The 24,766-nt window shown below is 71.5% G+C and carries 26 protein-coding genes; 11 read left to right on the top strand and 15 right to left on the bottom strand.

What is annotated here, in order from left to right; translation table 11 throughout:
• Positions 1–76: 76 nt before the first annotated feature.
• From NBY69_RS08040 to NBY69_RS08020, 5 genes are all read left to right on the top strand, one after another.
• Positions 77–1,177: a substrate-binding domain-containing protein gene (locus tag NBY69_RS08040; protein ID WP_250299383.1), complete on the top strand. Its 1,101-nt coding sequence runs from the start codon at positions 77–79 to the stop codon at positions 1,175–1,177.
• 194 nt (positions 1,178–1,371) lie between these two features.
• Positions 1,372–2,691: a sugar ABC transporter substrate-binding protein gene (locus tag NBY69_RS08035; protein WP_250299382.1), complete on the top strand. Its 1,320-nt coding sequence runs from the start codon at positions 1,372–1,374 to the stop codon at positions 2,689–2,691.
• A 5-nt stretch (positions 2,692–2,696) separates the two neighbouring features.
• Complete coding sequence (locus NBY69_RS08030; protein ID WP_250299380.1) at positions 2,697–3,584, top strand: carbohydrate ABC transporter permease; 888 nt, start codon at positions 2,697–2,699, stop codon at positions 3,582–3,584.
• Positions 3,581–4,438 carry a carbohydrate ABC transporter permease gene (locus NBY69_RS08025; protein WP_250299379.1) on the top strand — a complete coding sequence of 286 codons (858 nt, stop codon included), beginning with the start codon at positions 3,581–3,583 and terminating at the stop codon, positions 4,436–4,438. Before NBY69_RS08030 ends, NBY69_RS08025 begins: the two co-directional genes overlap by 4 nt.
• A gap of 53 nt (positions 4,439–4,491) precedes the next feature.
• Entirely contained in the window at positions 4,492–5,520 is a 1,029-nt protein-coding gene (locus tag NBY69_RS08020) for a hydroxyacid dehydrogenase (RefSeq protein ID WP_250299378.1), read from the top strand.
• 161 nt (positions 5,521–5,681) lie between these two features.
• Here NBY69_RS08020 and groL read toward each other — a convergent pair whose 3' ends face one another.
• Positions 5,682–7,304 (bottom strand): chaperonin GroEL, encoded by a 1,623-nt coding sequence (groL, locus tag NBY69_RS08015; protein ID WP_250299377.1) that lies wholly within the window; start codon positions 7,302–7,304, stop codon positions 5,682–5,684.
• Positions 7,305–7,418: 114 nt separating this feature from the next.
• On the bottom strand, positions 7,419–7,727 hold the full coding sequence (gene groES, locus NBY69_RS08010; protein WP_030084405.1) for a co-chaperone GroES: 309 nt from the start codon (positions 7,725–7,727) through the stop codon (positions 7,419–7,421).
• Between the two features lie 213 nt (positions 7,728–7,940).
• On the opposite strand from groES, the gene NBY69_RS08005 reads away from it, so the two are divergent.
• Both NBY69_RS08005 and NBY69_RS08000 read left to right on the top strand, forming a co-directional pair.
• Complete coding sequence (locus tag NBY69_RS08005) at positions 7,941–8,177, top strand: hypothetical protein (RefSeq protein ID WP_374211231.1); 237 nt, start codon at positions 7,941–7,943, stop codon at positions 8,175–8,177.
• A complete protein-coding gene (locus tag NBY69_RS08000) occupies positions 8,174–9,418 on the top strand; it encodes a class I SAM-dependent methyltransferase (protein WP_250299376.1) in 1,245 nt (414 codons plus the stop codon). The genes NBY69_RS08005 and NBY69_RS08000 overlap by 4 nt, the downstream gene beginning before the upstream one ends.
• On the opposite strand, the gene NBY69_RS07995 is transcribed toward NBY69_RS08000, so the two are convergent.
• Positions 9,402–9,767, bottom strand: coding sequence for a hypothetical protein (locus NBY69_RS07995; RefSeq protein WP_250299375.1), 366 nt, complete (start codon positions 9,765–9,767; stop codon positions 9,402–9,404). The two genes, NBY69_RS08000 and NBY69_RS07995, sit on opposite strands and share 17 nt — an antisense overlap.
• 157 nt (positions 9,768–9,924) lie before the next feature.
• Here NBY69_RS07995 and NBY69_RS07990 point away from each other — a divergent pair, with 157 nt between their 5' ends.
• Positions 9,925–11,556 carry an alpha/beta hydrolase gene (locus tag NBY69_RS07990; RefSeq protein WP_250299374.1) on the top strand — a complete coding sequence of 544 codons (1,632 nt, stop codon included), beginning with the start codon at positions 9,925–9,927 and terminating at the stop codon, positions 11,554–11,556.
• Between the two features lie 51 nt (positions 11,557–11,607).
• Here NBY69_RS07990 and NBY69_RS07985 read toward each other — a convergent pair whose 3' ends face one another.
• Complete coding sequence (locus tag NBY69_RS07985; RefSeq protein ID WP_250299373.1) at positions 11,608–12,285, bottom strand: hypothetical protein; 678 nt, start codon at positions 12,283–12,285, stop codon at positions 11,608–11,610.
• 129 nt (positions 12,286–12,414) lie between these two features.
• Here NBY69_RS07985 and NBY69_RS07980 point away from each other — a divergent pair, with 129 nt between their 5' ends.
• Positions 12,415–13,134 carry a TetR/AcrR family transcriptional regulator gene (locus NBY69_RS07980; RefSeq protein WP_250299372.1) on the top strand — a complete coding sequence of 240 codons (720 nt, stop codon included), beginning with the start codon at positions 12,415–12,417 and terminating at the stop codon, positions 13,132–13,134.
• A 46-nt stretch (positions 13,135–13,180) separates the two neighbouring features.
• Here the strand turns inward: NBY69_RS07980 and NBY69_RS07975 are convergent, their stop codons facing one another.
• The 4 genes from NBY69_RS07975 to tsaB are packed head-to-tail and all read right to left on the bottom strand — an operon-like array spanning position 13,181 to position 15,756.
• The gene (locus NBY69_RS07975; protein WP_250299370.1) at positions 13,181–13,438 is read right to left on the bottom strand and encodes a hypothetical protein; all 258 of its coding nucleotides are present in this window, start codon (positions 13,436–13,438) and stop codon (positions 13,181–13,183) included.
• Positions 13,435–14,556: a tRNA (adenosine(37)-N6)-threonylcarbamoyltransferase complex transferase subunit TsaD gene (gene tsaD, locus NBY69_RS07970; RefSeq protein ID WP_250299368.1), complete on the bottom strand. Its 1,122-nt coding sequence runs from the start codon at positions 14,554–14,556 to the stop codon at positions 13,435–13,437. The genes NBY69_RS07975 and tsaD overlap by 4 nt, the downstream gene beginning before the upstream one ends.
• Positions 14,549–15,052 (bottom strand): ribosomal protein S18-alanine N-acetyltransferase, encoded by a 504-nt coding sequence (rimI, locus tag NBY69_RS07965; protein ID WP_250299572.1) that lies wholly within the window; start codon positions 15,050–15,052, stop codon positions 14,549–14,551. Before rimI ends, tsaD begins: the two co-directional genes overlap by 8 nt.
• 20 nt (positions 15,053–15,072) lie before the next feature.
• Positions 15,073–15,756, bottom strand: a complete 684-nt coding sequence (tsaB, locus tag NBY69_RS07960; protein WP_250299360.1) for a tRNA (adenosine(37)-N6)-threonylcarbamoyltransferase complex dimerization subunit type 1 TsaB — start codon at positions 15,754–15,756, stop codon at positions 15,073–15,075.
• Between the two features lie 108 nt (positions 15,757–15,864).
• On the opposite strand from tsaB, the gene NBY69_RS07955 reads away from it, so the two are divergent.
• Positions 15,865–16,419 (top strand): hypothetical protein, encoded by a 555-nt coding sequence (locus NBY69_RS07955; protein ID WP_250299353.1) that lies wholly within the window; start codon positions 15,865–15,867, stop codon positions 16,417–16,419.
• 139 nt (positions 16,420–16,558) lie between these two features.
• Here the strand turns inward: NBY69_RS07955 and NBY69_RS07950 are convergent, their stop codons facing one another.
• The 7 genes from NBY69_RS07950 to glmS form a co-directional block, all read right to left on the bottom strand.
• Positions 16,559–16,723, bottom strand: a complete 165-nt coding sequence (locus NBY69_RS07950) for a hypothetical protein (RefSeq protein ID WP_250299352.1) — start codon at positions 16,721–16,723, stop codon at positions 16,559–16,561.
• Between the two features lie 157 nt (positions 16,724–16,880).
• Positions 16,881–17,441 carry a tRNA (adenosine(37)-N6)-threonylcarbamoyltransferase complex ATPase subunit type 1 TsaE gene (tsaE, locus tag NBY69_RS07945; protein ID WP_250299350.1) on the bottom strand — a complete coding sequence of 187 codons (561 nt, stop codon included), beginning with the start codon at positions 17,439–17,441 and terminating at the stop codon, positions 16,881–16,883.
• Complete coding sequence (locus NBY69_RS07940) at positions 17,413–18,627, bottom strand: alpha/beta fold hydrolase (RefSeq protein ID WP_250299349.1); 1,215 nt, start codon at positions 18,625–18,627, stop codon at positions 17,413–17,415. Before NBY69_RS07940 ends, tsaE begins: the two co-directional genes overlap by 29 nt.
• Before the next feature lie 45 nt (positions 18,628–18,672).
• A complete protein-coding gene (alr, locus tag NBY69_RS07935; RefSeq protein ID WP_250299571.1) occupies positions 18,673–19,896 on the bottom strand; it encodes an alanine racemase in 1,224 nt (407 codons plus the stop codon).
• A gap of 87 nt (positions 19,897–19,983) precedes the next feature.
• Positions 19,984–21,402: an NAD(P)H-hydrate dehydratase gene (locus NBY69_RS07930; protein WP_250299346.1), complete on the bottom strand. Its 1,419-nt coding sequence runs from the start codon at positions 21,400–21,402 to the stop codon at positions 19,984–19,986.
• Between the two features lie 3 nt (positions 21,403–21,405).
• Positions 21,406–21,774, bottom strand: a complete 369-nt coding sequence (locus NBY69_RS07925) for a holo-ACP synthase (protein ID WP_250299344.1) — start codon at positions 21,772–21,774, stop codon at positions 21,406–21,408.
• Positions 21,771–23,618, bottom strand: a complete 1,848-nt coding sequence (glmS, locus tag NBY69_RS07920; RefSeq protein WP_250299339.1) for a glutamine--fructose-6-phosphate transaminase (isomerizing) — start codon at positions 23,616–23,618, stop codon at positions 21,771–21,773. Before glmS ends, NBY69_RS07925 begins: the two co-directional genes overlap by 4 nt.
• 138 nt (positions 23,619–23,756) lie before the next feature.
• Here glmS and coaA point away from each other — a divergent pair, with 138 nt between their 5' ends.
• Positions 23,757–24,755 carry a type I pantothenate kinase gene (gene coaA / locus NBY69_RS07915; RefSeq protein ID WP_374211230.1) on the top strand — a complete coding sequence of 333 codons (999 nt, stop codon included), beginning with the start codon at positions 23,757–23,759 and terminating at the stop codon, positions 24,753–24,755.
• Positions 24,756–24,766 lie beyond the last annotated feature (11 nt).

The raw sequence follows: 24,766 nt of genomic DNA, 5'->3' as shown, positions 1-24,766 counted from the left end.
CTCCCATCGTTCGATCAAATTGCATTAGGGTCTCGCCTTGAGAGCGAGCCACCACACCGCGAGGGGGAGTGCCGCCGTGCGCGAGAGCGCTGCCGAACGTCATGACCGACTGCTCGAACTGGTACGGGAACAGGGCTCGGCCCGGGTCTCCGATCTCGCCGGCCGCCTCGGGGTCTCCCCCGTCACGGTGCGGCGGGACGTCGAGGCGCTGGCCGAGCGCGGGCTGCTCGACCGGGTCCACGGGTCGGTCTCCTGGCCGCAGTCGGCGGCAGCCGCGGGCGGGACGGGCTCGTCCGCGGGCAGCGGCGGGCCGGTCCTCGGCCTGCTGGCCCCTTCGGCGACGTACTACTTCGCCGAAGTGATCAGAGGCGCGCACGAGGCGGCGGCCGAAGCGGGCGCCCGGCTGATCCTGCGGATCTCCGACTACCGCCCCGAGCAGGACAGGGCCCGCACGGAGGGGCTGCTCGCGTCGGGCGCCGAGGGGCTGCTGATCGCGCCCGGCTGGCAGGGCGCGGGCGATCAGGCGGCGTACGGGGACTGGATGGCCGAACTGCCCGTGCCCGCCGTGCTGCTGGAGCGGGAGCCCGCGCCTGGCAGCGCCCTGGACGATCTGGACCGGGTCTGCTCCGACCACCGGCACGGGGTGCTGCTGGCCGTGCGCCACCTGGTCGGCCTCGGCCACGGAGCGCCGCTGCTGGTGGCGCGCGCCGACAGTCCGACGGCGCTGGCCGTACGGGCCGGGTACGACGAGGCGCTGGGTGCGCTGGGTCTGGAGCAGCCGCGCCCGGTGATCGGCTCGGTGCCCGCAGAGCTGGACCGGGGGCGCTTCGAGGAGGCCGTACGGGCCGTGCAGGAGGCCGTCGTGTCGGGCGGGGTGACGGCGGCCCTGGTGCACAACGACGTGGACGCGATCCACCTGGTGCAGCGCCTGGCCGAGCTGGGTGTCCGGGTGCCCGAGGACCTGGCCCTGGTGGCCTACGACGACGAGGTGGCCGCGCTGGCGGACACCCCGCTCACCGCGGTGGCTCCGCCCAAACGCCAGGTGGGGCGGCACGGGACCCGGCTGCTGGTCGAGCGGCTGGGCACGGAGCCGCGCGGGCTGGAGCCGGGCAGGCATCTGGCGCTGCTGCCCCGGCTCCACGTACGGGCTTCCTGCGGGGCCGGCGCGCTCCCGTAGGGGGCCGACGGGCGGCCCGTAGCAGGCTGGCGGGCGGCCCGTAGCAGGCCCCCGGAGCGCGTCCGGCGGACCCTGGATTCCGATAACGCTCTGATCTTTTTTCGATCATTCAATCTTTCGCTCTTGACTTCGGTCATTGAGAGGCCAAGGATCACGGCCAACGTCAATGTCGCCGCTAGCTCAGGAGTCTCGCTGTGAGCCGCAGTTGGAGCAGAACGTCCCTTTCCATAGCCGGCGCCGCCACCGCCCTGGCCGTCCTCACGGCTTGCGGCGGCAGCGGCGACGACACCGCGAAGGCCACGGACGGCAAGCCCGCGAACATCACCTACTGGGGCTGGACCAAGGGCTCCAAGGAGACCGTGGACGCGTTCAACGCCTCGCACAAGAACATCCACGTGAAGTTCGAGGAGATCCCGTCCGGCAACGCGGGCGGCTACGCCAAGATCTCCAACGCGGTCAAGGCGGGCAACGCCCCCGACCTGGTCTCCATCGAGTACCCGCAGCTGCCGGAGTACGTCAGCCAGGGCGCGCTCCAGGACATCAGCTCGTACATGACCGACGACGTCAAGAAGAAGTTCCTGCCGCAGGCCGTGGAGCAGACCACCCTCGGCGGCAAGAACTGGGCCGTCCCCTTCGACGCGTCGCCGCAGGCGTTCTACTACCGCAAGGACCTCTTCACCAAGTACGGCGTCGAAGTCCCCAAGACCTGGGACGACTTCCGCAAGGCCGCCGAGAAGATCAAGAAGGCCGACAAGAAGGCCCGGATCGGCACCTTCTTCCCGGACGACCCGACCACCTTCCAGGCCATGGTCTGGCAGGCCGGGGCCCAGTGGTTCAAGGCCGACGGTGACACCTGGAAGATCAACACCACCGATCCCGCCACCACCAAGGTCTCCGACTACTGGCAGGGCCTGGTCAAGGACGACCTGATCCGCTCGCAGGCGTCGTTCAGCCCGGAGTGGACCAATTCCCTGAAGAGCGGCGGCACCATCGGCTACCTCGGCGCCGCCTGGGGAGCGGGCGTCATGAAGGCGACGCTGCCCGAGCAGAGCGGCAAGTGGGCCGTCGCCCCGATGCCGTCCTGGGACGGTAAGCCCGCCAGCGGCATGCTCGGCGGCTCCACCTGGGCCGTGACCAAGGGCAGCAAGCACGTCGATGCCGCGGTCGAGTTCGCCAAGTGGATGTCGACCACCAAGGAGGGCGTCAAGGCCCGTATCTCCTCGGGTACTTCGAGCGCCTACCCGGCCGCCACGGAGCTGCTGCCCGTCGCGAAGGAGTCCTTCGACGCCTCGTTCTACGGCGGCCAGGACATCTACCAGCTGTTCGGCACCGCGGCTGCCTCGATCAAGCAGGGCTGGACCTGGGGCCCGGCGACCGGCACCACGAACACCGCGATCAAGGACGAGTTCGGCAAGGTGGCCAGTGGTGGCACCACGATCCCCGACGCGGTCAAGGCAGGCCATGACGCGACCGTCAAGGAACTGAAGAAGCGCGGCCTGAAGGTCGAGGGCTGATCGGAATGAAGGCCCGCACCCGCGCCGCCGCAATACTGCTGACCCCCTTCTACGTCCTGTTCACCGCTGTGATGCTGGTGCCGATCGGATACGCGGTCTGGCTCAGCCTCTTCACCGAGAAGCAGTCGGGACTGGGGTTCGGCGGCACCGAGTCCGTCTTCTCCGGTCTCGACAACTACGCGGCGGCGCTGGGTGACCGGGCCTTCCGCGAGGGCTTCGGCGTACTCCTCGGATACTGCGTCATCTACATCCCCCTGATGGTCTGCGGGGCCCTCGCACTGGCGCTGCTGCTGGACTCCGCGCTGGCCCGTGCCAAGCGCTTCTTCCAGCTGGCGCTCTTCCTGCCGCACGCCGTGCCCGGCATCATCGCCGCACTGATCTGGGTGTACCTCTACACACCCGGACTGAGCCCGGTGGTCTCCGCGATGCACTCCGGCGGCATCGGATTCAACTTCTTCTCCTCTTCGGGTGCTCTCCCCTCCATCGTCAACATCGCGCTGTGGGAGTGGCTCGGCTACAACATGGTGATCTTCTACGCCGCGCTGCAGGCCATCGACCGGTCCGTGCTCGAAGCGGCCACGGTGGACGGCGCCGGTGGCTGGCGCACCGCCCTCAGCATCAAACTCCCGCTGATCCGCGCCTCCGTCGTGATGGTCGCGCTGTTCACCGTCATCGGATCGCTCCAGCTGTTCACCGAGCCGCTGATCCTCAACAGCGGCTCCGGGTCAGCCGTCTCCTCCACCTGGACACCGAACATGTACGCGTACACCGCGGCCTTCTCCCGCAACGACTACGGGCTCGCGGCCTCCGCCTCCGTACTCCTCGCGCTCGCCGCCGCGCTGCTGTCGTTCCTCGTCACCCGCTTCACCGGCCGCAAGGGGAAGAACGCATGAGCCCCCGCCCCGCGCACAGGAACCGCTGGCTCTCGAAGACCGCGGTCAACGGCGCACTCGTCCTGGCCGTCGTCTACATGCTCTTCCCCCTCATCTGGCTGGTCACCGCCTCCACCAAGGACACCGGCGGCCTGCTCGCCGGGAACGCCTTCTCCTTCAAGGGCTTCAACCTCGGCCAGAACCTGTCCGACCTGGCCTCCTACGGGGACGGCGTCTACTTCCGCTGGTACGGCAACAGCCTGCTGTACGCGGGCGTCGGCGCTGTCGTCTGCTCGCTGATCTGTGTCGCCGCCGGGTACGCCTTCGACAAGTACGAATTCCGCGGCAAGGAGAAGCTCTTCGGCCTCGTCCTGCTGGGCGTGCTGGTGCCCACCACCGCGCTCGCGCTGCCGATGTACCTGCTCGCCAGCAAGATCGGGATCGTCAACACCTACTGGTCGGTGCTGATCCCGGTGCTGGTCAACCCCTTCGGCGTCTACCTCGCCCGGGTCTTCAGCGCCGGTTACATCCCGAACGAGGCGCTGGAGGCCGCCCGTATCGACGGGGCGGGCGAGCTGCGCACCTTCTGGTCGATCGGTCTTCCCATGGTCATGCCGGGGTTCGTGACCGTCTTCCTCTTCCAGTTCACCGCGATCTGGAACAACTTCTTCCTCCCCCTGGTGATGCTCTCGGACCGGAACCTCTTCCCGCTGAGCCTCGGTCTGTACTCCTGGAACACCAACACCCACGGCGAGCCGAGCTTCTATCCGCTCGTCGTCACCGGGTCCCTGCTCGCCGTCATCCCCCTGATCGTCGCCTTCGTCTCCCTCCAGCGGCACTGGAAGGCCGGCCTGACAGCCGGAAGTGTCAAGTGACCCCCGCCTCTTGACCCCCGCCGGAGCACCCGAGAAGGAGCACTGGGACCACCATGCACCACGCCACTGACAATCGGCCGGGCGTCCTGCTCGCCATGGCTCCCGGCATCGCCGAGCGCCTGCTCACCGAGCGCCACCACGTCCGGCTCACCGCCCTGGCCCGTACGGACAGCCGACTGGTCGCCCACGACCTCGCCGACCCCACCCCCGAGGTCGCCGCCGCCCTCGCCGAGGCCGAAGTCCTCTTCACCTGCTGGGGAGCGACCCCGCTCACCCCTCAGGTCCTGGACGCGGCGCCCAGGCTGCGGGCCGTCGTCCACGCGGCGGGCTCGGTCAAGCACCACATCACCGAGGCCTGCTGGGAGCGCGGCATCACCGTCGCCTCGGCCGCCGCGGCCAACGCCCTGCCCGTCGCCGAGTACACGCTCGCCGCGATCCTCTTCGCCAACAAGCAGGTGCTCCAGTCCGCGCACCGGTACCGCGCGATGCGCGGCGACCAGGACTGGCGGGACGCACTCGACGGCGCGGGCAACTACCGCCGCACCGTCGGCATCATCGGCGCGTCCCGCATCGGACGCCGGGTGATCGAGCTGCTGCGCCCCTTCGACCTGCGGGTCCTGCTGTACGACCCGTTCGTCGACGCGGCCGGGGCCGCCGCGCTCGGGGTGGAAGCGGTCCCGCTGGACGAACTGTGCACCCGCAGCGACATCGTGTCGGTGCACGCCCCGCAGCTCCCCGCCACCCGGCACATGATCGGCGCCCGTCAGCTGGCGGCCATGCCGGACGGGGCGACGCTGATCAACACCGCGCGGGGCTCGCTGATCGACGAGGCGGCGCTGCTGCCCGAGCTGGCGGGCGGGCGGCTGCACGCCGTGCTCGATGTGACGGATCCCGAGACCCCGTACGCGGGATCGCCGCTCTACGACCTGCCGAACGTACTGCTGACGCCGCATGTCGCGGGATCGCTCGGCGGGGAGCTGTACCGGATGGCGGACCAGGCGCTGGACGAGCTCGAACGGTACGCGTCCGGGCAGGAGTTCGCGGACCCGGTGCTTCCGTCGGACCTGAACCACTCCGCGTAACCGGCCGGGAAACAGGCCCTGGGCAACCCCGGTGCCCGGACAACCTGGGAGCGCCGGGTATCCGGGAACCGGACCCGTACGAACGGCCCGGAAGCGGAAAGCACTGAGGCCCGGCACCCCTTCGCAGGGGTGCCGGGCCTCAGCCGTGCGGTGATTCAGCCTCAGTGCGAGTGGCCGTGGCCGTGGCCCGCCTCGGGCTCCTCCTCCGCCGGCTTCTCGACGACCAGGGTCTCGGTCGTGAGCAGCAGCGAAGCGATGGACGCGGCGTTCTCCAGCGCGGAACGGGTGACCTTGACCGGGTCGATGACGCCGGCCTTCACCAGGTCGCCGTACTCGCCGGACGCGGCGTTGAAGCCCTGGCCCTTGTCGAGCTCGGCAACCTTCGCGGTGATGACGTAGCCCTCAAGACCGGCGTTCTCGGCGATCCAGCGCAGCGGCTCGACAGCGGCGCGGCGGACGACCGCGACACCGGTGGCCTCGTCGCCGGTCTTGCCGAGGTTGCCCTCGAGCACCTTGACGGCGTGCACCAGAGCGGAGCCACCACCGGAGACGATGCCCTCCTCGACCGCGGCGCGGGTCGCGGAGATGGCGTCCTCCAGACGGTGCTTCTTCTCCTTCAGCTCCACCTCGGTGGCGGCGCCGACCTTGATCACGCACACGCCGCCGGCCAGCTTCGCGAGGCGCTCCTGGAGCTTCTCGCGGTCCCAGTCGGAGTCCGTGGACTCGATCTCGGCCTTGATCTGGTTGACGCGCCCGGCGACCTCGTCGGACTTGCCACCGCCGTCGACGATGACGGTGTCGTCCTTGGTGATCGTCACGCGGCGGGCGGAGCCCAGCACGTCCAGACCGGCCTGGTCGAGCTTGAGGCCGACCTCCTCGGCGATGACCGTGGCACCGGTGAGGGTGGCCATGTCGCCGAGCATCGCCTTGCGGCGGTCGCCGAAGCCGGGGGCCTTGACCGCGACGGCGTTGAACGTGCCACGGATCTTGTTGACCACCAGGGTCGACAGGGCCTCGCCCTCGACGTCCTCAGCGATGATCAGCAGCGGCTTGGAGCCACCGGCCTGGATGACCTTCTCCAGCAGCGGCAGCAGGTCCTGGATCGAACCGATCTTGCCCTGGTGGATCAGGATGTACGGGTCGTCGAGGACGGCCTCCATACGCTCCTGGTCGGTCACCATGTACGGCGAGAGGTAGCCCTTGTCGAAGGCCATGCCCTCGGTGAAGTCCAGCTCCAGACCGAAGGTGTTGGACTCCTCGACGGTGATGACACCGTCCTTGCCGACCTTGTCCATCGCCTCGGCGATGAGCTCGCCGACCTGCTTGTCCTGCGCGGAGAGCGCGGCGACGGCAGCGATGTCGGACTTGTCCTCGATCGGACGGGCGGTCGCGAGGAGCTCCTCGGACACAGCCTTGACCGCGGCGTCGATGCCCTTCTTCAGCGAGGCGGGGGAAGCGCCGGCGGCGACGTTCCGCAGGCCCTCGCGGACGAGCGCCTGGGCCAGCACGGTGGCGGTGGTGGTGCCGTCACCCGCGATGTCGTTGGTCTTGGTCGCCACCTCCTTCACCAGCTGCGCGCCGAGGTTCTCGTACGGGTCGTCGAGCTCGACCTCGCGGGCGATCGTGACACCGTCGTTGGTGATGGTGGGCGCGCCGAACTTCTTGTCGATGACGACGTTGCGGCCCTTGGGGCCGATCGTCACCTTGACCGTGTCGGCAAGCTTGTTGACGCCGCGCTCAAGGGCGCGACGGGCGTCCTCGTCGAACTTCAGGATCTTCGCCATGGAGCTGATTCAGTCCTCTCAAAAAAGAACTGCGCCCCTGGTGCCCGTCACTCGGTGTGCGAACACAGCAGATGTGGGGGGCCAGGGGCGCAGATCAAGAAAAACGTCGGTGAATTACTTCTCGACGATCGCGAGAACGTCGCGAGCCGAGAGGACGAGGTACTCCTCGCCGCTGTACTTCACCTCGGTGCCGCCGTACTTGCTGTACAGCACGACATCGCCGGTCTTGACGTCGAGCGGAAGACGCTCGCCGTTCTCGAAGCGGCCCGGACCCACGGCCAGGACGACGCCCTCCTGGGGCTTCTCCTTGGCGGTGTCCGGAATGACCAGGCCGGAGGCCGTGGTCTGCTCGGCGTCGAGCGGCTGGACCACGATGCGGTCCTCAAGCGGCTTAATGGCAACCTTGGAGCTGGTTGTCGACACGATCCGGTCTCCCCCTTCGGAGATCTCACGGGGTGAACTGTTTGGGTGGCGACCGGATGGATCCGTCGTCGCGGGTGCCGGACCGGCCCGTCGCCATATTTGGCACTCTCCCGTGGGGAGTGCCAGAACTGAGACTAGGACGGCGGTTAGCACTCGGTCAAGCGGAGTGCCAATTCGGCCCGTCGATGTCCGAGCGCCGCCACCGTTGCCGCCATGACCGCGGAACCGCTCCCCGACTGGTTCCCTCCACCGCCCGGCGGTTGGACGGTGGACGATCCGGACCGGATTCCTCCGTCGGCACCGCGGTTCGAGCTCATCGACGGAGCGCTCGTCACGAGGTCGCCGCAGACCGGCTTCCACAGCCAGGTGGTGCGGCGGCTCGCCGTCCCCTTCCCCATGAGCATCGCCCTCGACTCGCTCTACCGGTCAAGGCCCACAATGGACCGGTGACCGACCTCGACTCCTTCTCCGCGCTGCTCACCGACGAGGGCCCCGCCCTGCTGGCATCCCTGCGGGACTACGACCCCGCGCAGGAACTGGCCGTCGCCACCCGGCTGCGCCGCGCGTACCCGGCCGAACTGGTCACGGCCGCGCTGGCCCAGGCCCGGCTGCGGCAGCGGGCGGTGGCGAAGTTCGGGGCCGAGGACGCGTACCGGATGTTCTTCACGCCCAACGGCGTCGAGCAGTCCACCCGCCGCTCCGTCGCCGAACACCGCGCCCGCCGCCTGGCCGAGCTGGATGTACGCAGCGTCGCCGACCTCTGCTGCGGCATCGGCGGGGACGCGATCGCGCTCGCCCGCGCCGGGATCTCCGTACTGGCGGTCGACCGCGATCCGCTGACGGCGGCCGTGGCCGGGGCCAACGCCGTCGCCCTCGGCCTCAGCGACCTGATCGAGGTGCGCTGCGCGGACGTGCAGGAGATCGACACGGCCCCGTACAGCGCGCCGTCCAACGCCGCTCCGTCCGACACCGCCCCGTCCGACGCCGCCTCGCACGGCGCAGTCTTCGTCGACCCCGCGCGCCGTGGCGGGCGGGGCCGGATCTTCAACCCCGAGGCGTACTCACCACCGCTGTCCTGGGCGACCGAGGCGGTACGCGGCGGTACCGGAGCCATCAAGATCGCCCCCGGCATCCCGCACGAGATGATCCCCGGGGACGCCGAGGCGGAGTGGATCTCGGACGGCGGGGACGTCAAGGAGGCGGTGCTCTGGTTCGGTACGCGACCGGGGCTGCGCCGCGCCACCCTGCTCCCCTCCGGCGCGGTCCTCACCGGCCGCGGTCTGCCCGACCCGCCGGTCCGGCCGCTCGGCCGGTACCTGTACGAGCCGGACGGCGCCGTCATCCGCGCCCATCTGGTCGCCGAGGCCGCCGAGGAGCTGGACGGCGGGCTGATCGACGAGACGATCGCGTACATCACGGCGGACGAGCTGCGCCCCACGCCGTACGCGACCGCCTACGAGATCACCGACGCCCTCCCCTTCGGTCTGAAGAAGCTGAAGGCCCTGCTGCGCGAGCGGGAGGTGGGCAACCTGACCGTCAAGAAGCGCGGTTCGGCGGTCGAGCCGGAAGAGGTGCGCCGCAAGGTGAAGCCACAGGGGCCGAACGCGGCGACGGTCTTCCTCACCCGGGTCGCGGGCGCACCCACCATGCTCGTCGGGCGGCCCGCGACGGCGGTCACGCCAGGTCGGTGAGCTCGTCCGCGTAGACCTGGGAGAGCGGCTGCGGTCCCACGTACTGCTGGCAGTTGCAGACGCCGGGCTCGAAACCCACCGGCTTCTTGTTCTCGTCCCAGGCCGTCGGTATCTCGACGGTCTCGTGGCACTTGCCCTGCCGGTCGTGCTTGGCGAGATGGTGCGTGCAGCCGCAGACCGGCTCGGGCGGTCTGTGCGCGGCCTCGATCTCCCGTCGTTCCCGCTCGGCCGTCTCCAGCCGTTCCATCCTGCGCTCGTGGCGTGTGCGCAGCGCGGTGCGGCCGGCGTCGGCGATCCAGCCGAAACCGCCCACCATGAAGAAGGCGAATACCCACCAGAACCACTGCACTTGCGACCCCTCCCCCTGGAGTACGTGTCCGATTCCAGGTTACGCGCAGGTGCGTCCGGAGCCGTAGGCCTGTGGACAACTCACGGGGGTGCCCGGGGGTCCCCCGTACGGCCCGTGCGCGAGGCGCGACGGGCACGGTCACCCGAAGATGATCGACATGACGCCTCATGATGTGACGCCGCGTAATGTGACGTCCCGTAAGCCCCATCGCTCGTCGCCCCGCAGGCCGTACCGCGAGCCGTACGCCCGGCCGCTCCGCCGGGCCGTGGTCCGCGCGGTGGGCTGCGCGGTGGGCTGCGCGACCGCCACGTCCCTGCTGCTCGGCGGCACGGCAGCCGCCACCACCCCGGCGAAGCCGCACCAGCGGCCGGTCTGGGCCGCCTGCCCCGCACCCTCCGTGGACCAGGGCGGCGGCAAGGCGCCCGGCGCCGGGTGGACCTGCGCCACCCTGGACGTCCCGCTCGACTACGCCGCCCCCGGCGGCAGGACCGTCCCGCTGGCCCTGATCCGGCACCGCGCCACCGGCCCCGGCAAGCGCCTCGGCTCGCTGGTCTACAACTTCGGCGGCCCCGGCGGCTCCGGGGTCGACGCGCTGCCCGCCTTCGGCCCCACCTTCGCGAAGCTCAACACCCGTTACGACCTGGTGAGTTTCGATCCGCGCGGGGTCGGCAACAGCGCCCCCGTGCACTGCCTCACCGACCGGGAGACCGACGCGCTGAACGCCGTCGACTCCACCCCGGACACCCCGGCCGAGGCCAAGGCCTGGATGGACGCCACCCGGAACTTCGCGACGCGGTGCGAGCAGAAGTCCGGCCCGCTTCTCCCCCACCTGCGGACCACCGATGTGGCCCGGGACCTGGACCGGATCCGCGCGGCCGTCGGGGACGAGAAGCTGAACTACTACGGCTTCTCCTACGGTACGGAACTGGGCGCGACCTACGCCCACCTCTTCCCGCAGCAGGTCGGCCGGATGGTTCTCGACGGTGTCATGAACCCCGACAAGGACTACGAGGACGGGGCGCTCTACCAGCTCAAGGGCTTCCAACTGGCCCTGGACCACTACGCGCGGGCCTGCGTGGCCGCCACGTACCTCTGCCCGCTGCACCGCTCCACCCCGAAGGCGGTCGAGCAGGTACTGATCGACCTGGTGTCCGGTCTGGAGAAGCACCCCGCGACCGCCCCGGGCGGCCGGAAGCTCAACGACTCGCTGGCACTCACCGCGATCGAGGGCGCGCTGTACTCCCCGGCCTCCGGCTGGTCGGGAATCTCCCGCGCGGTGGCCGGGTATCTCCGCAGCCACGACCCGTCCGCGCTGCTGGCCGTGGCCGACCAGATGACGGGCCGCGACGCCAAGGGCCACTACGCGAACAGCAACAACGTCTTCTCGGCGACCAGCTGCGCGGACTTCGGCGTGCCGGTCCAGCAGGCGGAGATCCAGCGGCAGTTGCCCGCCTACCGCAAGGCGTCCCCGCTGTTCGGCGCACAGTTCGCCTGGGCGCTGAACCAGTGCACGTACTGGCCGGTCGAGGGGGCCACGAAGCGCATGGAGGTGACCGCCGACGGCGCCCCGCCGATCCTGGTCATCGGCAACACGGGCGACCCCGCGACCCCGTACGGCGGCGCCGAGCGGATGGCACACCGGCTCGGCCGGGGCGTGGGCGTGCTGGTGAGCTGGAAGGGCGGCGAGGGACACTGCTCGTACGGCAAGGGCAGCGCGTGCATCGACGGTACGGCGAACGCGTATCTGCTGAACGGGAAGGTCCCGGCGTACGGGACGAGCTGTTCGTGACGCGAGCGCCTGGCGTCCGTCCCTCGCGGGTGTGCCCGGGAGGGGCGCCGCTCAGGGCTCCAGCAGTTCCGCGGCGAGACGTCTGACCCGGTCTGCGAGGGGGCGCTGGGCGGGCTCGTGCCGTACGGCCGCATCGGCGAGCCGTACGACACCCGCCTGCCAGCGCCCGCTCGCCGTCCCTGCTTCTGCCGCATCCGCTGCCGCGTCCCCGGCCACACCGACCCGCCGCAGCCCGCGCTCCAGCAACCCGGCTGCCACGTCCGGCCGTTGGCGCAGCACCGCTTTGACGACGGCCACGGCATTGGCGAGCGCGCTGGCCGCGGCGGACCAGTCGTCGCCGCGCGCCGCAGGGTTGTCGCGGTCGTACGCGGGGTCTCCGGCCACCGATCGCGCCGAGATCTCCAGGTCCAGCCGCCAGAACAGCGGCAGATCCCGGAAGGCGACGAACAGCAGCCGCCGTTTGCGCGACCGCTGGAGATCGGGGTCGCTGCGCAGCGAAGCGACGTCCCGCACACGTCCCAGGCAGGCCTCGACGCCCGCCAGACAGGCGTCGAAATCCGCGTCGGGCACGGTCCAGGCGAGATCGATGTCGCTGTACGGATCCGCCGCACCCGAGGCGAGCGAACCCCGCAACTCGGCTACGGAACCCGGGAATTCGGCTTCCAGCGTGTTCATCAACTGCCGCGCGAGGGCGTATCGGCGGGCGGGGTCGAGATCCGGGAGTGACACGGCACCAGACTCTAGCGAGCGCATGGGGCCGGGATCAGCTTCGTTCGGAAAGGCGGTGAGTTCCTCATCCCTCACAGATTATTGTACGCGTATAGAAACAAGGGGAGAAGGGAGGTGGAGAATGGGCGAGTGCCAGGAGACGAGAGCGCGGCGGCGACCGGAACACAGCGGGGAGCACACGGCGAGGCAGGTCCGACCGCCAAGAGAGCTGTCGGACGGCCGCGTCGGGTCGAGCCGGAGAAGATCGTCGGGATCGCCCGCCGCATCATCGAGGAGGAGGGCGTCGACGCCCTGTCCATGCGCCGGGTCGCCAAAGAGGTCGGCGTCACCCCGATGGCGCTCTACCACCATGTGCGCGACAAGGACGAGCTGTTGATGCTCACCCTGGCCGGAATCGCGGACGGCTTCCCCCGCCCCGAACTCCCGTCGGATCCGCGCGCGCGGATGCTCGCCGTCTCGGTCCACATGCACGACGTACTGCTGCAGATCCCCTGGGTGGTGGAGATCCTCACCCTCGGCGAGCTCACCGACAAGTCCGCGCTGTGGATGGTCGACGAGATCATCGGCTCGGGTCTGGCCTGCGGACTGAGTGAGACCCAGGCAGTGCGCGCGTACCGCACCATCTGGCACTGCGCCTACGGCGACCTCGTCTTCCGCAACGCCCTGGCGAAACGCGCCGCCGAACAGCCCGGGGGCGGGCGCCTCTTCCCCGAACTGCTCACGGCCGAGGACGCCGCCGAACTGCCGCACCTCACCGCGCTGGCGGACCGCTGGCGCGAGATGACGGAGTCGTACGACATCGCGGAGCAGCTCGACGCGGTCATCGAGGGGCTGCTGAGCAAGCGCTGAACCCGCCTGACGCGGCGCCCGGCGCGGGCGCGCCGGAAGAGCCGGACTACTCCGCCGCCACCGATTCGAAGCGCCAGCGGTGCACCGCGCGGATGACCAACTCGGCTGCGGGCTCCGGGAGTTCCGGCAGATCCGCGTCGTAGGGGGCGTCCCACCAGGTGAGGACGAGCACCCGGTCCTGCGGGGCGCGCAGGAACTCGCGGCGCAGCGGCTGCCCGTCGAGCACCTGCGCCCGCGCCCATGCCAGCAGTTCGGCGCCCCGGCCGTCCGCGGCGCGGGCCTCCCACATCAGTGCGACCGTCACGGGTAGAGGTTCTCCTTGCTGATCTCGTGCACGTGGTCGTGATCGACGGCGTGGCCGTGCGCGTGCCCCTGGCCCGTCCCCGGGACGTGCGGGTCCGTCACCGGCAGCGAGGAGTCCGCCGACAGGTCCCAGTCCGACGCGGCCCGGTTCCGCGCCACCATCTCCGCGCCGAGCGCCGCCACCATCGCGCCGTTGTCCGTGCACAGCCCCGGACGCGGCACCCGCAGCCGGACGCCCGCCCGTTCGCAGCGCTCCTGGGCGAGCGCGCGCAGCCGGGAGTTGGCGGCGACACCGCCGCCGATCATCAGGTGGTCGACACCCTCGTCCTTGCAGGCGCGGACGGCCTTGCGGGTGAGGACGTCGACGACGGCCTCCTGGAAGGACGCCGCGACATCACGTACCGGGACCTCTTCGCCCGCCGCGCGCTTCGCCTCGATCCACCGCGCCACGGAGGTCTTCAGTCCGGAGAACGAGAAGTCGTACGCGGGGTCGCGCGAGCCGGTGAGACCGCGCGGGAACGCGATCGCCTTCGGGTCGCCCTCCTTCGCCAGGCGGTCGATGACCGGGCCGCCCGGGAACCCGAGGTTCAGCACCCGCGCGATCTTGTCGAACGCCTCGCCCGCCGCGTCGTCGATGGTGGCGCCCAGCGGCCGTACGTCCGCGGTGATGTCCGGCGCGAGCAGCAGCGACGAGTGCCCGCCCGAGACCAGCAGGGCCATCGTCGGCTCGGGCAGCGGCCCGTGTTCGAGCTGGTCGACGCAGATGTGCGAGGCCAGGTGGTTGACGCCGTACAGCGGCTTGCCCAGGGCGTACGCGTACGCCTTCGCCGCCGAGACACCGACCAGCAGCGCCCCGGCGAGGCCGGGCCCCGCCGTGACCGCGATGCCGTCCAGGTCCCTGGCGGCGATCCCGGCCTCCTTCAGCGCGCGCTCGATGGTCGGAACCATCGCCTCCAGATGCGCCCGGGAGGCGATCTCCGGCACCACACCGCCGAAACGGGCGTGCGTGTCGACGCTCGAAGCCACGGCGTCGGCGAGCAGCGTCGTACCGCGGACGATGCCGACGCCCGTCTCGTCGCAGGAGGTCTCGATACCGAGTACGAGAGGTTCGTCAGCCATGGGTCTCTGTTCCTTGTGCGAGGTCCGTTTCCGGTCCCTGTGCGAGGTCCGCTTCCGGGTGCAGGTCGAGGCGCATCACGAGCGCGTCCACATTGCCCGGCTGGTAGTAGCCGCGGCGGAAGCCGATGGGCTCGAAGCCGAAGCGTTCGTAGAGTTTCTGGGCGCGGATGTTGTCGACCCGCACTTCGAGGAGCAGTTCGGCGCATTCGAAGGCGGTGGCGTGCCTGAGGAGGTCGCCGAGCAGTTCGGCGCCGAGGCCGGAGCCCCACCGGTCACGGGCCGACGCGATGGTCTGGACGTCCCCGGTGCCGCCGACGGCCGCCAGCCCGGCGTAGCCCACGATCCGCTCGCCGGCCTCCGCGACCACGTAACGGCGGGTCGCGGCGGGCCCGCGCGCATGGGCGAGCTCCGACCAGAACATGCCCTCGGACCAGGCGTCCTCGGGAAACAGCTCGTGTTCGAGATCCAGTACGGGAGCAATGTCCCACCAGCGCATCTCGCGCAGTACGGGGGCGGTCACTGCGGGGTGACCACCTTGTAGTTCTTGGGCACCTGCGCGTCGGGACGCCGCAGGTAGAGGGGGGTGACCGGGAGGAAGCCGGCCACGGCCGTCCCGTCCCCCGCGGCCGGTCCCGCAGCGGCCAGTTTCTCCGCGGCCAGCGCGGCGAGCGCCCCCGCCGGGACGTGCTCGGGAGCGCGGGCGTCCGGAAAGGTCCCGGGGTAGAGCAGCGCCCCGGCTCCCACCGCGGGCACCCCGGCGACCTGTTCGGCGATGTCGGCGGGCCGGTCGACCGCGGGCTCGCCCAGGCGCGTACGGCAGCCGTCGTACCGCGCCCAGTAGACCTCCTTGCGCCGGGCGTCCGTCGCGACGACGAAGGGGCCCTCCAGCCCGGAGGCGTACGCGAGGCCGTCCAGCGTGCACAGCCCGTGGACCGGCACCCCCAGGACGGAGCCGAATGTGGCGGCTGTCACCAGGCCGACGCGCAGTCCGGTGTACGGTCCCGGGCCGACCCCGACGACGATGTCCGTGACGGCGTCGAGCGTGAGTCCGGCCTCGGCGAGGACCTGGTCGACGGCGGGCAGCAGCAGCTCCCCGTGCCGGCGGGCGTCGGTCCTGCTGGTTTCGGCGACGACGGAGGTGCCGTCGTGGAGGGCGGCGGTGACGGCGGGCGTGGCGGTATCAACGGCGAGCAAGAGCACGCAAACAGCCTACGGCTCCTGCGGCGGAGGCACGGCGCCCCGTCCCGTCAGCCTCCTGCTGCTAACGTCACCGAGAATTCGTACGTACGAAGAAATGAGGAGCCTCAGGTGTCAAGGAGCAGCTCGGGAATCGTGGCCGGGCTCACCGGGGCAGCGCTCGTCACGGTGGGTTTCCTCGCCTACCAGGCGTCCGCGAACGCCCCTGACAGCCTGGCGGCCCCCAAGCCCTCGGTCTCGGCCAGCGCCCCGGCGCACCCCGGAGGCACTCCGAAGAAACCGCACGGCCCCGCCGCCGTGCCCCCGCACTCCGGAACCGGCACCCGCGTCGTGTACTCGCTGTCGGAGAAGCGGGTATGGCTGGTCTCCGACTCCGGCACGCGGACCTTCAAGGTCATGCCGAGCACGGTGAATCCGCCGGTGGGCATCTACGGGGTGCAGTCCCGCTCGGGGAACATCCCCGGTTCCGACGGGGTGCGGATCGAGCACGTGGTCCGGTTCGCGAGCGTCAACGGGGTGACGATCGGCTTCAGCGCGGCGGTGGACGGCTCCATGGCGAGTCCGGACCCGACCCAGAAGACCGGCGGGATCCGGATGTCGCGGGAGGACGGCGACGCGATGTGGCCGCTGGCGACGTACGGCACGAAGGTCGTCGTCGTCCTGTAGCGGAACGGGCGGGAAAGCCATCAGGGACAGGCAGGGGCCGTCAGGGACAGGCAGGGGCCGTCAGGGACAGGCAGGGGCCGTCAGGCGCAGGGCAGGCCGCGGAGCCCCTCGGCCCGCTGTCCCGCGTGACCCGTACGGATTACGCGGCGTCGCGCTGCTCCTCGGGCTCCACCACGTCGGCCCCGGGATCGGGCTCCGGGGCTCGCGGTGGTGTGGACACGGCGCTGGCCGCCTCGCAGGAGGCGAGCAGATCGCGCATCGACAGGGGGGACGGCGACTGCGCTTCGGTCTCCGACGCGGACATGGCTGCCTCCTCGGTCAGGCGTGGTTAGGTAGACCTAACCAGGTCTTGCCATCCATGTGACCACGCCTGGTGGGATCTGTGCAACACCTTGCCGACGGCTTGTCGGAAAGTACGGAGCGCGGCGGCCGTCCGGCACGGGACGCCGGGCGCGGAGCCGTCAGCCGTCCTGGCCCTCGTGCGGCTGGTTCCCCTCGTGTCCCAGCAGCCCCGTCAGTTCGTCCTGCCCCCACCGTCCGCCGATCCCGCTGAGCGTGACCACACGGCGGTCGTCGTCGGTGTCCCCGACGCCCCGTTCGATGACCACCCGCAGCCGGTCGTCGGACAGCTCCTCGACCTTCCCGTCCCCCCACTCGACCACGATCACCGAGTCGGGCAGCGAGACGTCGAGGTCCAGGTCCTCCATCTCGTCGAGACCGCCGCCGAGGCGGTACGCGTCCACGTGCACCAGCGCGGGACCGTCACCCAGCGGTGGGTGGACGCGGGCGATGACGAAGGTCGGGGACGTGACCGCGCCGCGCACGCCCAGGCCCTCGCCCAGGCCGCGCGTCAGGGTGGTCTTGCCCGCGCCGAGCTCCCCGGAGAGCATCACCAGGTCACCGGGGCGCAGCAGGGCGGCCAGGCGGCGGCCCAGCTCCTGCATGCGGCGGGGGGAATCGACGGTCAGGCGGGTGGCGAACGCGGCGGCCGGATCAGCTGCCGGGCTGTGCGGGGCTTCCATACGGTCCAACGTTAGCGGCTGCCGGCACCGCGCCGACCCGGGCCAGCAGCGCGGCCAGCCGATCGGTGACGACCTCGGGGTGTTCGAGCATGACCAGGTGCCCGGCGTCCGGGACGATGACCAGCTCGGAACCGGGCAGCAGGTCGGCGACGACCTCGCTGTGCGCGCTGGGTGTCACCAGGTCGTTGTCGCCCGCCAGGACGAGCGCGGGCACCTCGGCGAAGACCGCGGCCAGCGCGTCCGCCTTGTCGTGATCGGTGAAGGCCGGGTAGAACTCCGCGACCACGTCGATCGGCGTCCCCTCGATCAGCCGCTCGGCGAACCGGGCCACCCCGGGGTCGACATCCTTCGAACCGAAGGAGTACCGCTTGATCAGACCGGCGAACAGATCGGCGGTGGCACGCCGTCCCCGCTCCACCAGCTCCGTCTGGGAGCCGAGCGCCTTCAGTACGCCGGGGAGCACCCTGCGTACCGCGTTCACCCCCGCCACGGGCAGCCCGAAGCTCACCTCGCCGAGCTTCCCGCAGGAGGTGCCGACGAAGGCGGCGCCGACCACCCGCTCGCGTACCAGCGCGGGGAACTGGTCGCCGAGCGCCATCATCGTCATGCCGCCCATCGAGTGCCCCACCAGGACCAGGTCCCCCTCGGGCGCCGCCGCATCGATGACCGCCTTCAGGTCGCGGCCGAGCTGGTCGATGGTGACCGGTACGCCGTCGGCCTGCGCCCGGCCGCGCTGTGACCGGCCGTGGCTGCGCTGGTCCCAGTGGACGGTACGGACGACGCCGCGCAGCGCCGCGCGCTGGAAGTGCCAGGAGTCCTGGCCGAGGCAGTAGCCGTGCGAGAAGACGACCGTGACGGGACGGGCGGCCCGGCGGCCGGGTAGCCGGGGGGCGGGGCCGGAGGCCTCCGGGCCGGTCTCGTCCACCTCGTAGTAGATCTCCGTGCCGTCGTCGGCGACCGCCCGGCCCGGCATGCCGCGCAGGGAGCCGTACGGCCCCGACGCGTCCAGGGCGAGCCGTGCCTTCTTGCGCATGCCGCGGCCGACGGTCAGCCGCTCGACCGCCACGCCCGCCGCGGCCCCGGCCGCGAGCACGCCGATGGCGGCACCGGCGAAGCCCCCGGCCCGGCGCCAGTTGGCGCCCGCCGCGACGGCCCCGGCCACATCCGCGCTGGTGCTCTCGCTCACCGTGCCGCTCTCCTCGTGGTCGTACAGCGGTCGTACAGCGGTCGTCTAGTGGTCCGTCCGGTCGTCGCCCTGGCCGGCCGGATCCCGCGGGCCTTCCGGGGTCCTGATCACCGCACCGGCCGGATCCCCGTTCACCGGGCCTTCCGGGTCCCCGTCGACGTACACGCGGTCCACCCGGGAACCGATGCGGGTGACGATCTCGTACGCGATCGTGTCCGCCGCCTCCGCCCAGTCCTCCGCGGTCGGCTCGCCCCGGTCACCCGGGCCGAACAGCACGGCCTCCGCGCCCGGCAGGAGCGCGTCCCCGTCCAGATCCACCACGAACTGGTCCATGGCGATCCGTCCGGCCACCCGCCGCCACGCGCCGCCGACCAGCACCGGGCCCCGGCCCGAGGCGTGCCGGGGGATGCCGTCCGCGTATCCGAGCGGGACCAGGCCCAGGGTGGTGTCGGCGGAGGTGACGTAGTGGTGGCCGTAGCTGACGCCGTGCCCCGCCGGGACCCGCTTGACCAGGCCGAGGCGGGCGCTGAGCGTCATCACCGGGCGCAGGCCGAAGTCGGCGGCGCTGCCGAGCTGCGGAACGGGCGAGATGCCGTACAGCGCGACGCCGGGGCGGATCAGGTCGTAGTGCGAGCCGGGCAGGGTCAGCACCGCCGGTGAGTTGGCGATGTGCCGGACCTCGGGGCGCAGGCCCGCCTTCTCCGCGTACGCGACGGCCTCGTCGAAGCGGGCCGTCTGCGGGGCGATCGACGGGTGGCCCGGCTCGTCCGCGCAGGCGTAGTGCGACCAGATCCCGGTGACCCGGATCAGCCCGGCCGCCTCGGCGGCGACCGCCGCAGCGACCAGTTCCGGCCAGTCGGCGGGCTGGCAGCCGCCCCGCCCGAGGCCGGTGTCGGCCTTGAGCTGGACCCGCGCCGTGCGACCGCTCGCCCGCGCCGCCTCCCGTACCTCGTCGAGCGCCCACATCCCGCCCACGGACACGTCGATATCGGCCTCGACGGCCTCCCGCCACGGCCCGCCGGGCGTCCACAGCCAGCAGAGCAGCCTGCTGTCGATTCCCGCGGCGCGCAGCGCGAGGGCCTCCTGCGGGGTGGCGGTGCCGAGCCAGTTCGCACCGGCCTGCAGGGCGGCCCTGGCACAGGGCACCATGCCGTGCCCGTAGGCGTCCGCCTTGACCACAGCCATCAGCTGGGCACGGGGCGCGCGGGCGCGCAGAGCGTGAACATTGGCGCGCAGAGCTGCGAGATCGATCTCGGCGCGCGCTCGCATGGGGGTGTCAGTCATCGCGTCGACAGTCTCTCAGAGCGCGGGCAGGGACTCAGGACCTGTCCGGCCGGCGCCGGACCCGCACCGCTCTCACCCGCAGACATCCCGCCAGGCCCCCGCGATACCGTCCGCCACGTCCTGCGCCACCACGGACGCCCCGCCGGACGCCCGGCGGGCCGCCAGGCCGTGCAGATAGGCCGCGGCCGAACCCGCGTCCCGCGCGTCGAGACCCGCCGCGAGCAGCGAGCCCGCGAGGCCCGACAGCACATCGCCGCTGCCCGCGGTGGCCAGCCACGGTGTGCCGGTCGGATTCACCCGAACCGGGGTGTCCCCCGAGGGCGCCGCGACGAGCGTGGTGGAGCCCTTGAGCAGGACCGTCGCCCCGTACCGCGAGGCCAGCGCCCGCACCGACGACAGCCGGGCGCCCTCGACCTCCTCGCGCGACACCTCCAGCAGCGCCGCCGCCTCGCCCGCGTGCGGGGTGAGCAGGGTGGGCGCCGACCGGGCCCGTACGGCCGCGGCGTCCAGCAGCCGCAGCCCGTCGGCGTCCACCAGGACCGGGACGTCGGAGGCCAGGATCTCGTCGACCGCCGACACGTCGTCCCCGAGCCCCGGTCCCACCACCCAGGCCTGCACCCGTCCGGCCTTCGACGGCGGCCCGGCGTGCACCAGCGTCTCGGGGAACCGCGCGATCACCGCGTCCGCCGCCGGGCCCACGTACCGCACCGCCCCCGCACCGCCCCGCAGCGCGCCCGCCACCGCGAGCACCGCGGCGCCGGGGTAGCGCGCCGACCCGGCAACGATGCCGACGACACCGCGCCGGTACTTGTCGCTCTCGGCGGAAGGCATCGGCAGCAGGGCCGCCACGTCCGCGTACTGGAGCGCTTCGAGCTCCGGTACGACGGGCAGGTCGAGCCCGATGTCGACGAGCCGCACCGCCCCGGCGTACTCGGCGGCCGGGTCGATGAGCAGCCCCGGCTTGTACGCCCCGAAGGTGACCGTCGCGTCCGCCCGCACCGCCTCGCCGACGACCTCACCGGTGTCGGCGGACACCCCGCTCGGCAGGTCCACGGCGACCACCGGGACCGCGTCGGACACCGCCCACAGCGCGGCCACCGCGTCCGGCCGCAGACCGCCCCGGCCGCCGATGCCGGTGATCCCGTCGACCACCAGGTCGGCGCGGCCGATCACCGAGACGTCGTCGACCCGCCCACCGGCCGCGAGCAGCGCCCGCAGCCCGCCCGGGTGGGCCCGGTCGGGGGCCAGCAGCACCGCCGCCACCCCCGCACCGCGCCGGGCGAGCCGGGCCCCCGCGTACAGGGCGTCCCCGCCGTTGTCCCCGCTCCCGACGAGGAGCACGACCCTGGCGCCGTACACCCGTCCCAGCAGGTCCGCGCAGGCCGCGGCAAGGCCGGCGGCGGCCCGCTGCATGAGGGCGCCCTCCGGCAGCCGGGCCATCAGTTCGCGCTCGGCGGTTCGTACGGTCTCCACGCTGTAAGCAGTACGCATACCTCAACCCTCCGCGATCACGACGGCGGAGGCCACTCCCGCGTCATGGCTGAGCGAGACATGCCACGACTGCACCCCCAGCTCGGCGGCGCGCGCCGCCACCGTGCCGCTGACCCGAAGCCTGGGCCGCCCGCTGTCCTCCACGAACACCTCGGCGTCCGTCCAGCGCAGCCCGCTGGGCGCCCCGAGCGCCTTCGCCAGCGCCTCCTTGGCGGCGAACCGGGCAGCCAGTGAGGCGATACCCCGCCGTTCACCGCCGGGAAGTATCAACTCCCCCGGCAGGAAGAGCCGTTCAGCCATCTGCGGGGTCCGCTCCAGAGCTGCGGCGAACCGTTCGATCTCGGCGACGTCGATCCCGACCCCGACAATCATTCGACCGTCACCGACTTCGCGAGGTTGCGCGGCTGGTCGACCTCGTTGCCGCGCGCGGTCGCCAGTTCACAGGCGAAGACCTGCAACGGGACGGCCGCCACCAGCGGCTGCAGCAGCGTGGGCGTGGCCGGGATCCGGACGAGATGGTCCGCGTACGGCACCACGGCCTCGTCCCCCTCCTCCGCGATCACGATCGTGCGCGCCCCACGGGCCCTGATCTCCTGGATGTTCGACACCATCTTCCCGTGCAGCACCGACCGGCCGCGCGGCGACGGCACCACCACGACCACCGGCAGATCGTCCTCGATCAGCGCGATGGGGCCGTGCTTGAGCTCACCCGCCGCGAACCCCTCGGCGTGCATGTACGCCAGCTCCTTCAGCTTGAGCGCGCCCTCCAGCGCCACCGGGTACCCGACGTGGCGGCCGACGAACAGCACCGTGCGCTTGCCGGCCAGTGACCGCGCCAACTCCCGCACCGGGCCCATGGTCTCCAGCACCCGCTCGACCTGTCCCGAGATCTCGGACAGCTCACGGACGACCACCCTGATCTCGTCCGCCCACTTCGTCCCGCGCACCTGCCCCAGGTACAGCGCCACGAGGTAGCACGCCACCAGTTGGGTGAGGAACGCCTTGGTCGAGGCGACGGCGACCTCCGGGCCCGCGTGCGTGTAGAGCACCGCGTCCGATTCCCGGGGAATGGTCGACCCGTTGGTGTTGCAGATGGCCAGCACCTTCGCGCCCTGCTCGCGGGCATGGCGCAGCGCCATCAGCGTGTCCATGGTCTCGCCGGACTGCGAAATGGCGATCACCAGCGTCTGCTGGTCGAGGATCGGGTCCCGGTAGCGGAACTCGCTGGCCAGTTCGGTCTCGCAGGGGATCCGGGTCCAGTGCTCGATCGCGTACTTGGCGATCATCCCGGCGTGGTACGCGGTCCCGCAGGCCACGATGACGACCTTGTCGACCTCCCGCAGCACACCGGCGGGAATCCGCACCTCGTCGAGGGTCAGCAGCCCGCCGGCGTCGATCCGTCCCAGCAGGGTGTCGGCGACCGCCTTCGGCTGTTCGGCGATCTCCTTGAGCATGAAGTAGTCGTAACCCCCCTTCTCCGCCGCCGACGCGTCCCAGTCCACGTGGTACGCACGGGTCTCGGCCGGTGCCCCCTCGAAGTCGGTGACGAGCACCCCGTCCCGGCGGAGCTCCACCACCTGGTCCTGCCCCAGCTCGATCGCGGACCGGGTATGGGCGATGAACGCGGCCACGTCCGAGGCGAGGAAGGCCTCGCCCTCCCCGACGCCCACCACCAGGGGGGAGTTCCGCCGCGCGCCGACCACCACGTCCGGTTCGTCCGCGTGCACCGCGACCAGGGTGAACGCCCCGTCGAGCCGCCTGCACACCTGACGCATCGCCTCCGCCAGGTCCCCGCACGAGGAGTACGCCTCGGCGAGCAGGTGGGCCACCACCTCGGTGTCGGTCTCCGACGCCAAGTCGTGTCCGCGTCCGGCCAGTTCGTCACGGGGCGCCGCGAAGTTCTCGATGATCCCGTTGTGCACGACCGCGACCCGCCCCGCGTTGTCCAGATGCGGATGCGCGTTGTCGTCGTTGGGCGCACCGTGCGTCGCCCACCGGGTGTGCCCGATCCCGGTCGACCCGGCGGGCAAGGGCCGCTCGACCAGCTCCTTCTCCAGATTGACGAGCTTCCCGGCCTTCTTCGCGGCTGCCAGTCCGCCGTCCGCGAGCACGGCCACCCCGGCCGAGTCGTAGCCCCGGTACTCCAGCCGTTTGAGACCCGCGATGACAACATCCAGCGCCGACTGCCCGCCGACGTACCCCACGATTCCGCACATGTCGGCAGCCTACGGCGGACCTGCCCGCGAGGCCGGTATCCGCGCACCGCCCCGACGGCCGCTCACCCGGCCCGCCCGGCCGCCCCACGTGACCCACCCCACCCTCCACCATCGGCTCACACCCCCGACAATGAACGGGTGATCGATTCGCCGCCACGAAACGTCCACCGGTCCCACCGCCGGGCCGAGCCGACCCCGTACGTGGACCTCACCCGTACCGAATGGAGCGCCCTGCGGGAGAAGACGCCGCTGCCGCTGACCGCCGAGGAGGTCGAGCAGCTGCGCGGGCTCGGCGACGTGATAGATCTCGACGAGGTGCGGGACATCTACCTCCCGCTGTCGCGGCTGCTCAATCTGTACGTCCAGGCGTCGGACGGGCTGCGCGGCGCGCTCAACACCTTCCTCGGCGACGCGGGCAACGGCCACGGCACCCAGCACGGCACGCCCTTCGTCATAGGCGTCGCGGGGAGCGTGGCGGTCGGCAAGTCCACCGTCGCCCGGCTCCTCCAGGCGCTGCTCGCCCGCTGGCCCGAGCACCCGCACGTCGAGCTGATCACCACCGACGGGTTCCTCCACCCGATGGCCGAGCTGAAGCGGCGCGGGCTCATGGCCCGCAAGGGATTCCCCGAGTCGTACGACCGCCGCGCCCTCACCCGGTTCGTCGCGGACGTGAAGTCCGGCCGGGGCGAGGTCACCGCCCCCGTCTACTCGCACCTGATCTACGACATCGTGCCCGGCGAGCGGCTGACCGTGCGCCGCCCGGACATCCTGATCGTCGAGGGGCTGAACGTGCTCCAGCCCGCGCTCCCCGGCAGCGACGGCCGCACCCGGGTCGGACTCGCCGACTACTTCGACTTCTCCGTGTACGTCGACGCGCGCACCGAGGACATCGAGACCTGGTACCTCAACCGCTTCCGGAAGCTGCGCGAGACCGCGTTCCAGGACCCCTGTTCGTACTTCAGGAAGTACACACAGGTCTCCGAGGAGGAGGCGCTGGAGTACGCCCGCACCATGTGGCGGACCATCAACAAGCCCAATCTGGTGGAGAATGTGGCGCCGACGCGCAGCCGTGCCACCCTCGTCGTGCGCAAAGGACCGGACCACAAGGTCCAGCGCCTCTCGCTCCGCAAGCTCTGACCCCCCGGGAG

The sequence above is a fragment of the Streptomyces sp. A 4/2 genome, assembly GCF_940670765.1.
Taxonomy (GTDB): domain Bacteria; phylum Actinomycetota; class Actinomycetes; order Streptomycetales; family Streptomycetaceae; genus Streptomyces.
Note: the sequence above shows the minus strand (reverse complement) of the source record. Positions and strands in the feature narration are given on the sequence as shown.

Bases quoted from the DNA above. Each gene is read 5' to 3' on its own strand.
- tsaE (WP_250299350.1), bottom strand. From the start codon at position 17,441: ATGGAAGCCCCGCACAGCCCGGCAGCTGATCCGGCCGCCGCGTTCGCC.
- NBY69_RS07925 (WP_250299344.1), bottom strand. From the start codon at position 21,774: ATGATTGTCGGGGTCGGGATCGACGTCGCCGAGATCGAACGGTTCGCC.
- NBY69_RS08005 (WP_374211231.1), top strand. From the start codon at position 7,941: ATGACCGCGGAACCGCTCCCCGACTGGTTCCCTCCACCGCCCGGCGGT.
- glmS (WP_250299339.1), bottom strand. From the start codon at position 23,618: ATGTGCGGAATCGTGGGGTACGTCGGCGGGCAGTCGGCGCTGGATGTT.
- rimI (WP_250299572.1), bottom strand. From the start codon at position 15,052: ATGCGCTGGTGGGACATTGCTCCCGTACTGGATCTCGAACACGAGCTG.
- NBY69_RS07930 (WP_250299346.1), bottom strand. From the start codon at position 21,402: ATGCGTACTGCTTACAGCGTGGAGACCGTACGAACCGCCGAGCGCGAA.
- tsaD (WP_250299368.1), bottom strand. From the start codon at position 14,556: ATGGCTGACGAACCTCTCGTACTCGGTATCGAGACCTCCTGCGACGAG.
- NBY69_RS08030 (WP_250299380.1), top strand. From the start codon at position 2,697: ATGAAGGCCCGCACCCGCGCCGCCGCAATACTGCTGACCCCCTTCTAC.
- NBY69_RS08025 (WP_250299379.1), top strand. From the start codon at position 3,581: ATGAGCCCCCGCCCCGCGCACAGGAACCGCTGGCTCTCGAAGACCGCG.
- alr (WP_250299571.1), bottom strand. From the start codon at position 19,896: ATGCGAGCGCGCGCCGAGATCGATCTCGCAGCTCTGCGCGCCAATGTT.
- groL (WP_250299377.1), bottom strand. From the start codon at position 7,304: ATGGCGAAGATCCTGAAGTTCGACGAGGACGCCCGTCGCGCCCTTGAG.
- NBY69_RS07990 (WP_250299374.1), top strand. From the start codon at position 9,925: ATGACGCCTCATGATGTGACGCCGCGTAATGTGACGTCCCGTAAGCCC.
- NBY69_RS08020 (WP_250299378.1), top strand. From the start codon at position 4,492: ATGCACCACGCCACTGACAATCGGCCGGGCGTCCTGCTCGCCATGGCT.
- NBY69_RS07950 (WP_250299352.1), bottom strand. From the start codon at position 16,723: ATGTCCGCGTCGGAGACCGAAGCGCAGTCGCCGTCCCCCCTGTCGATG.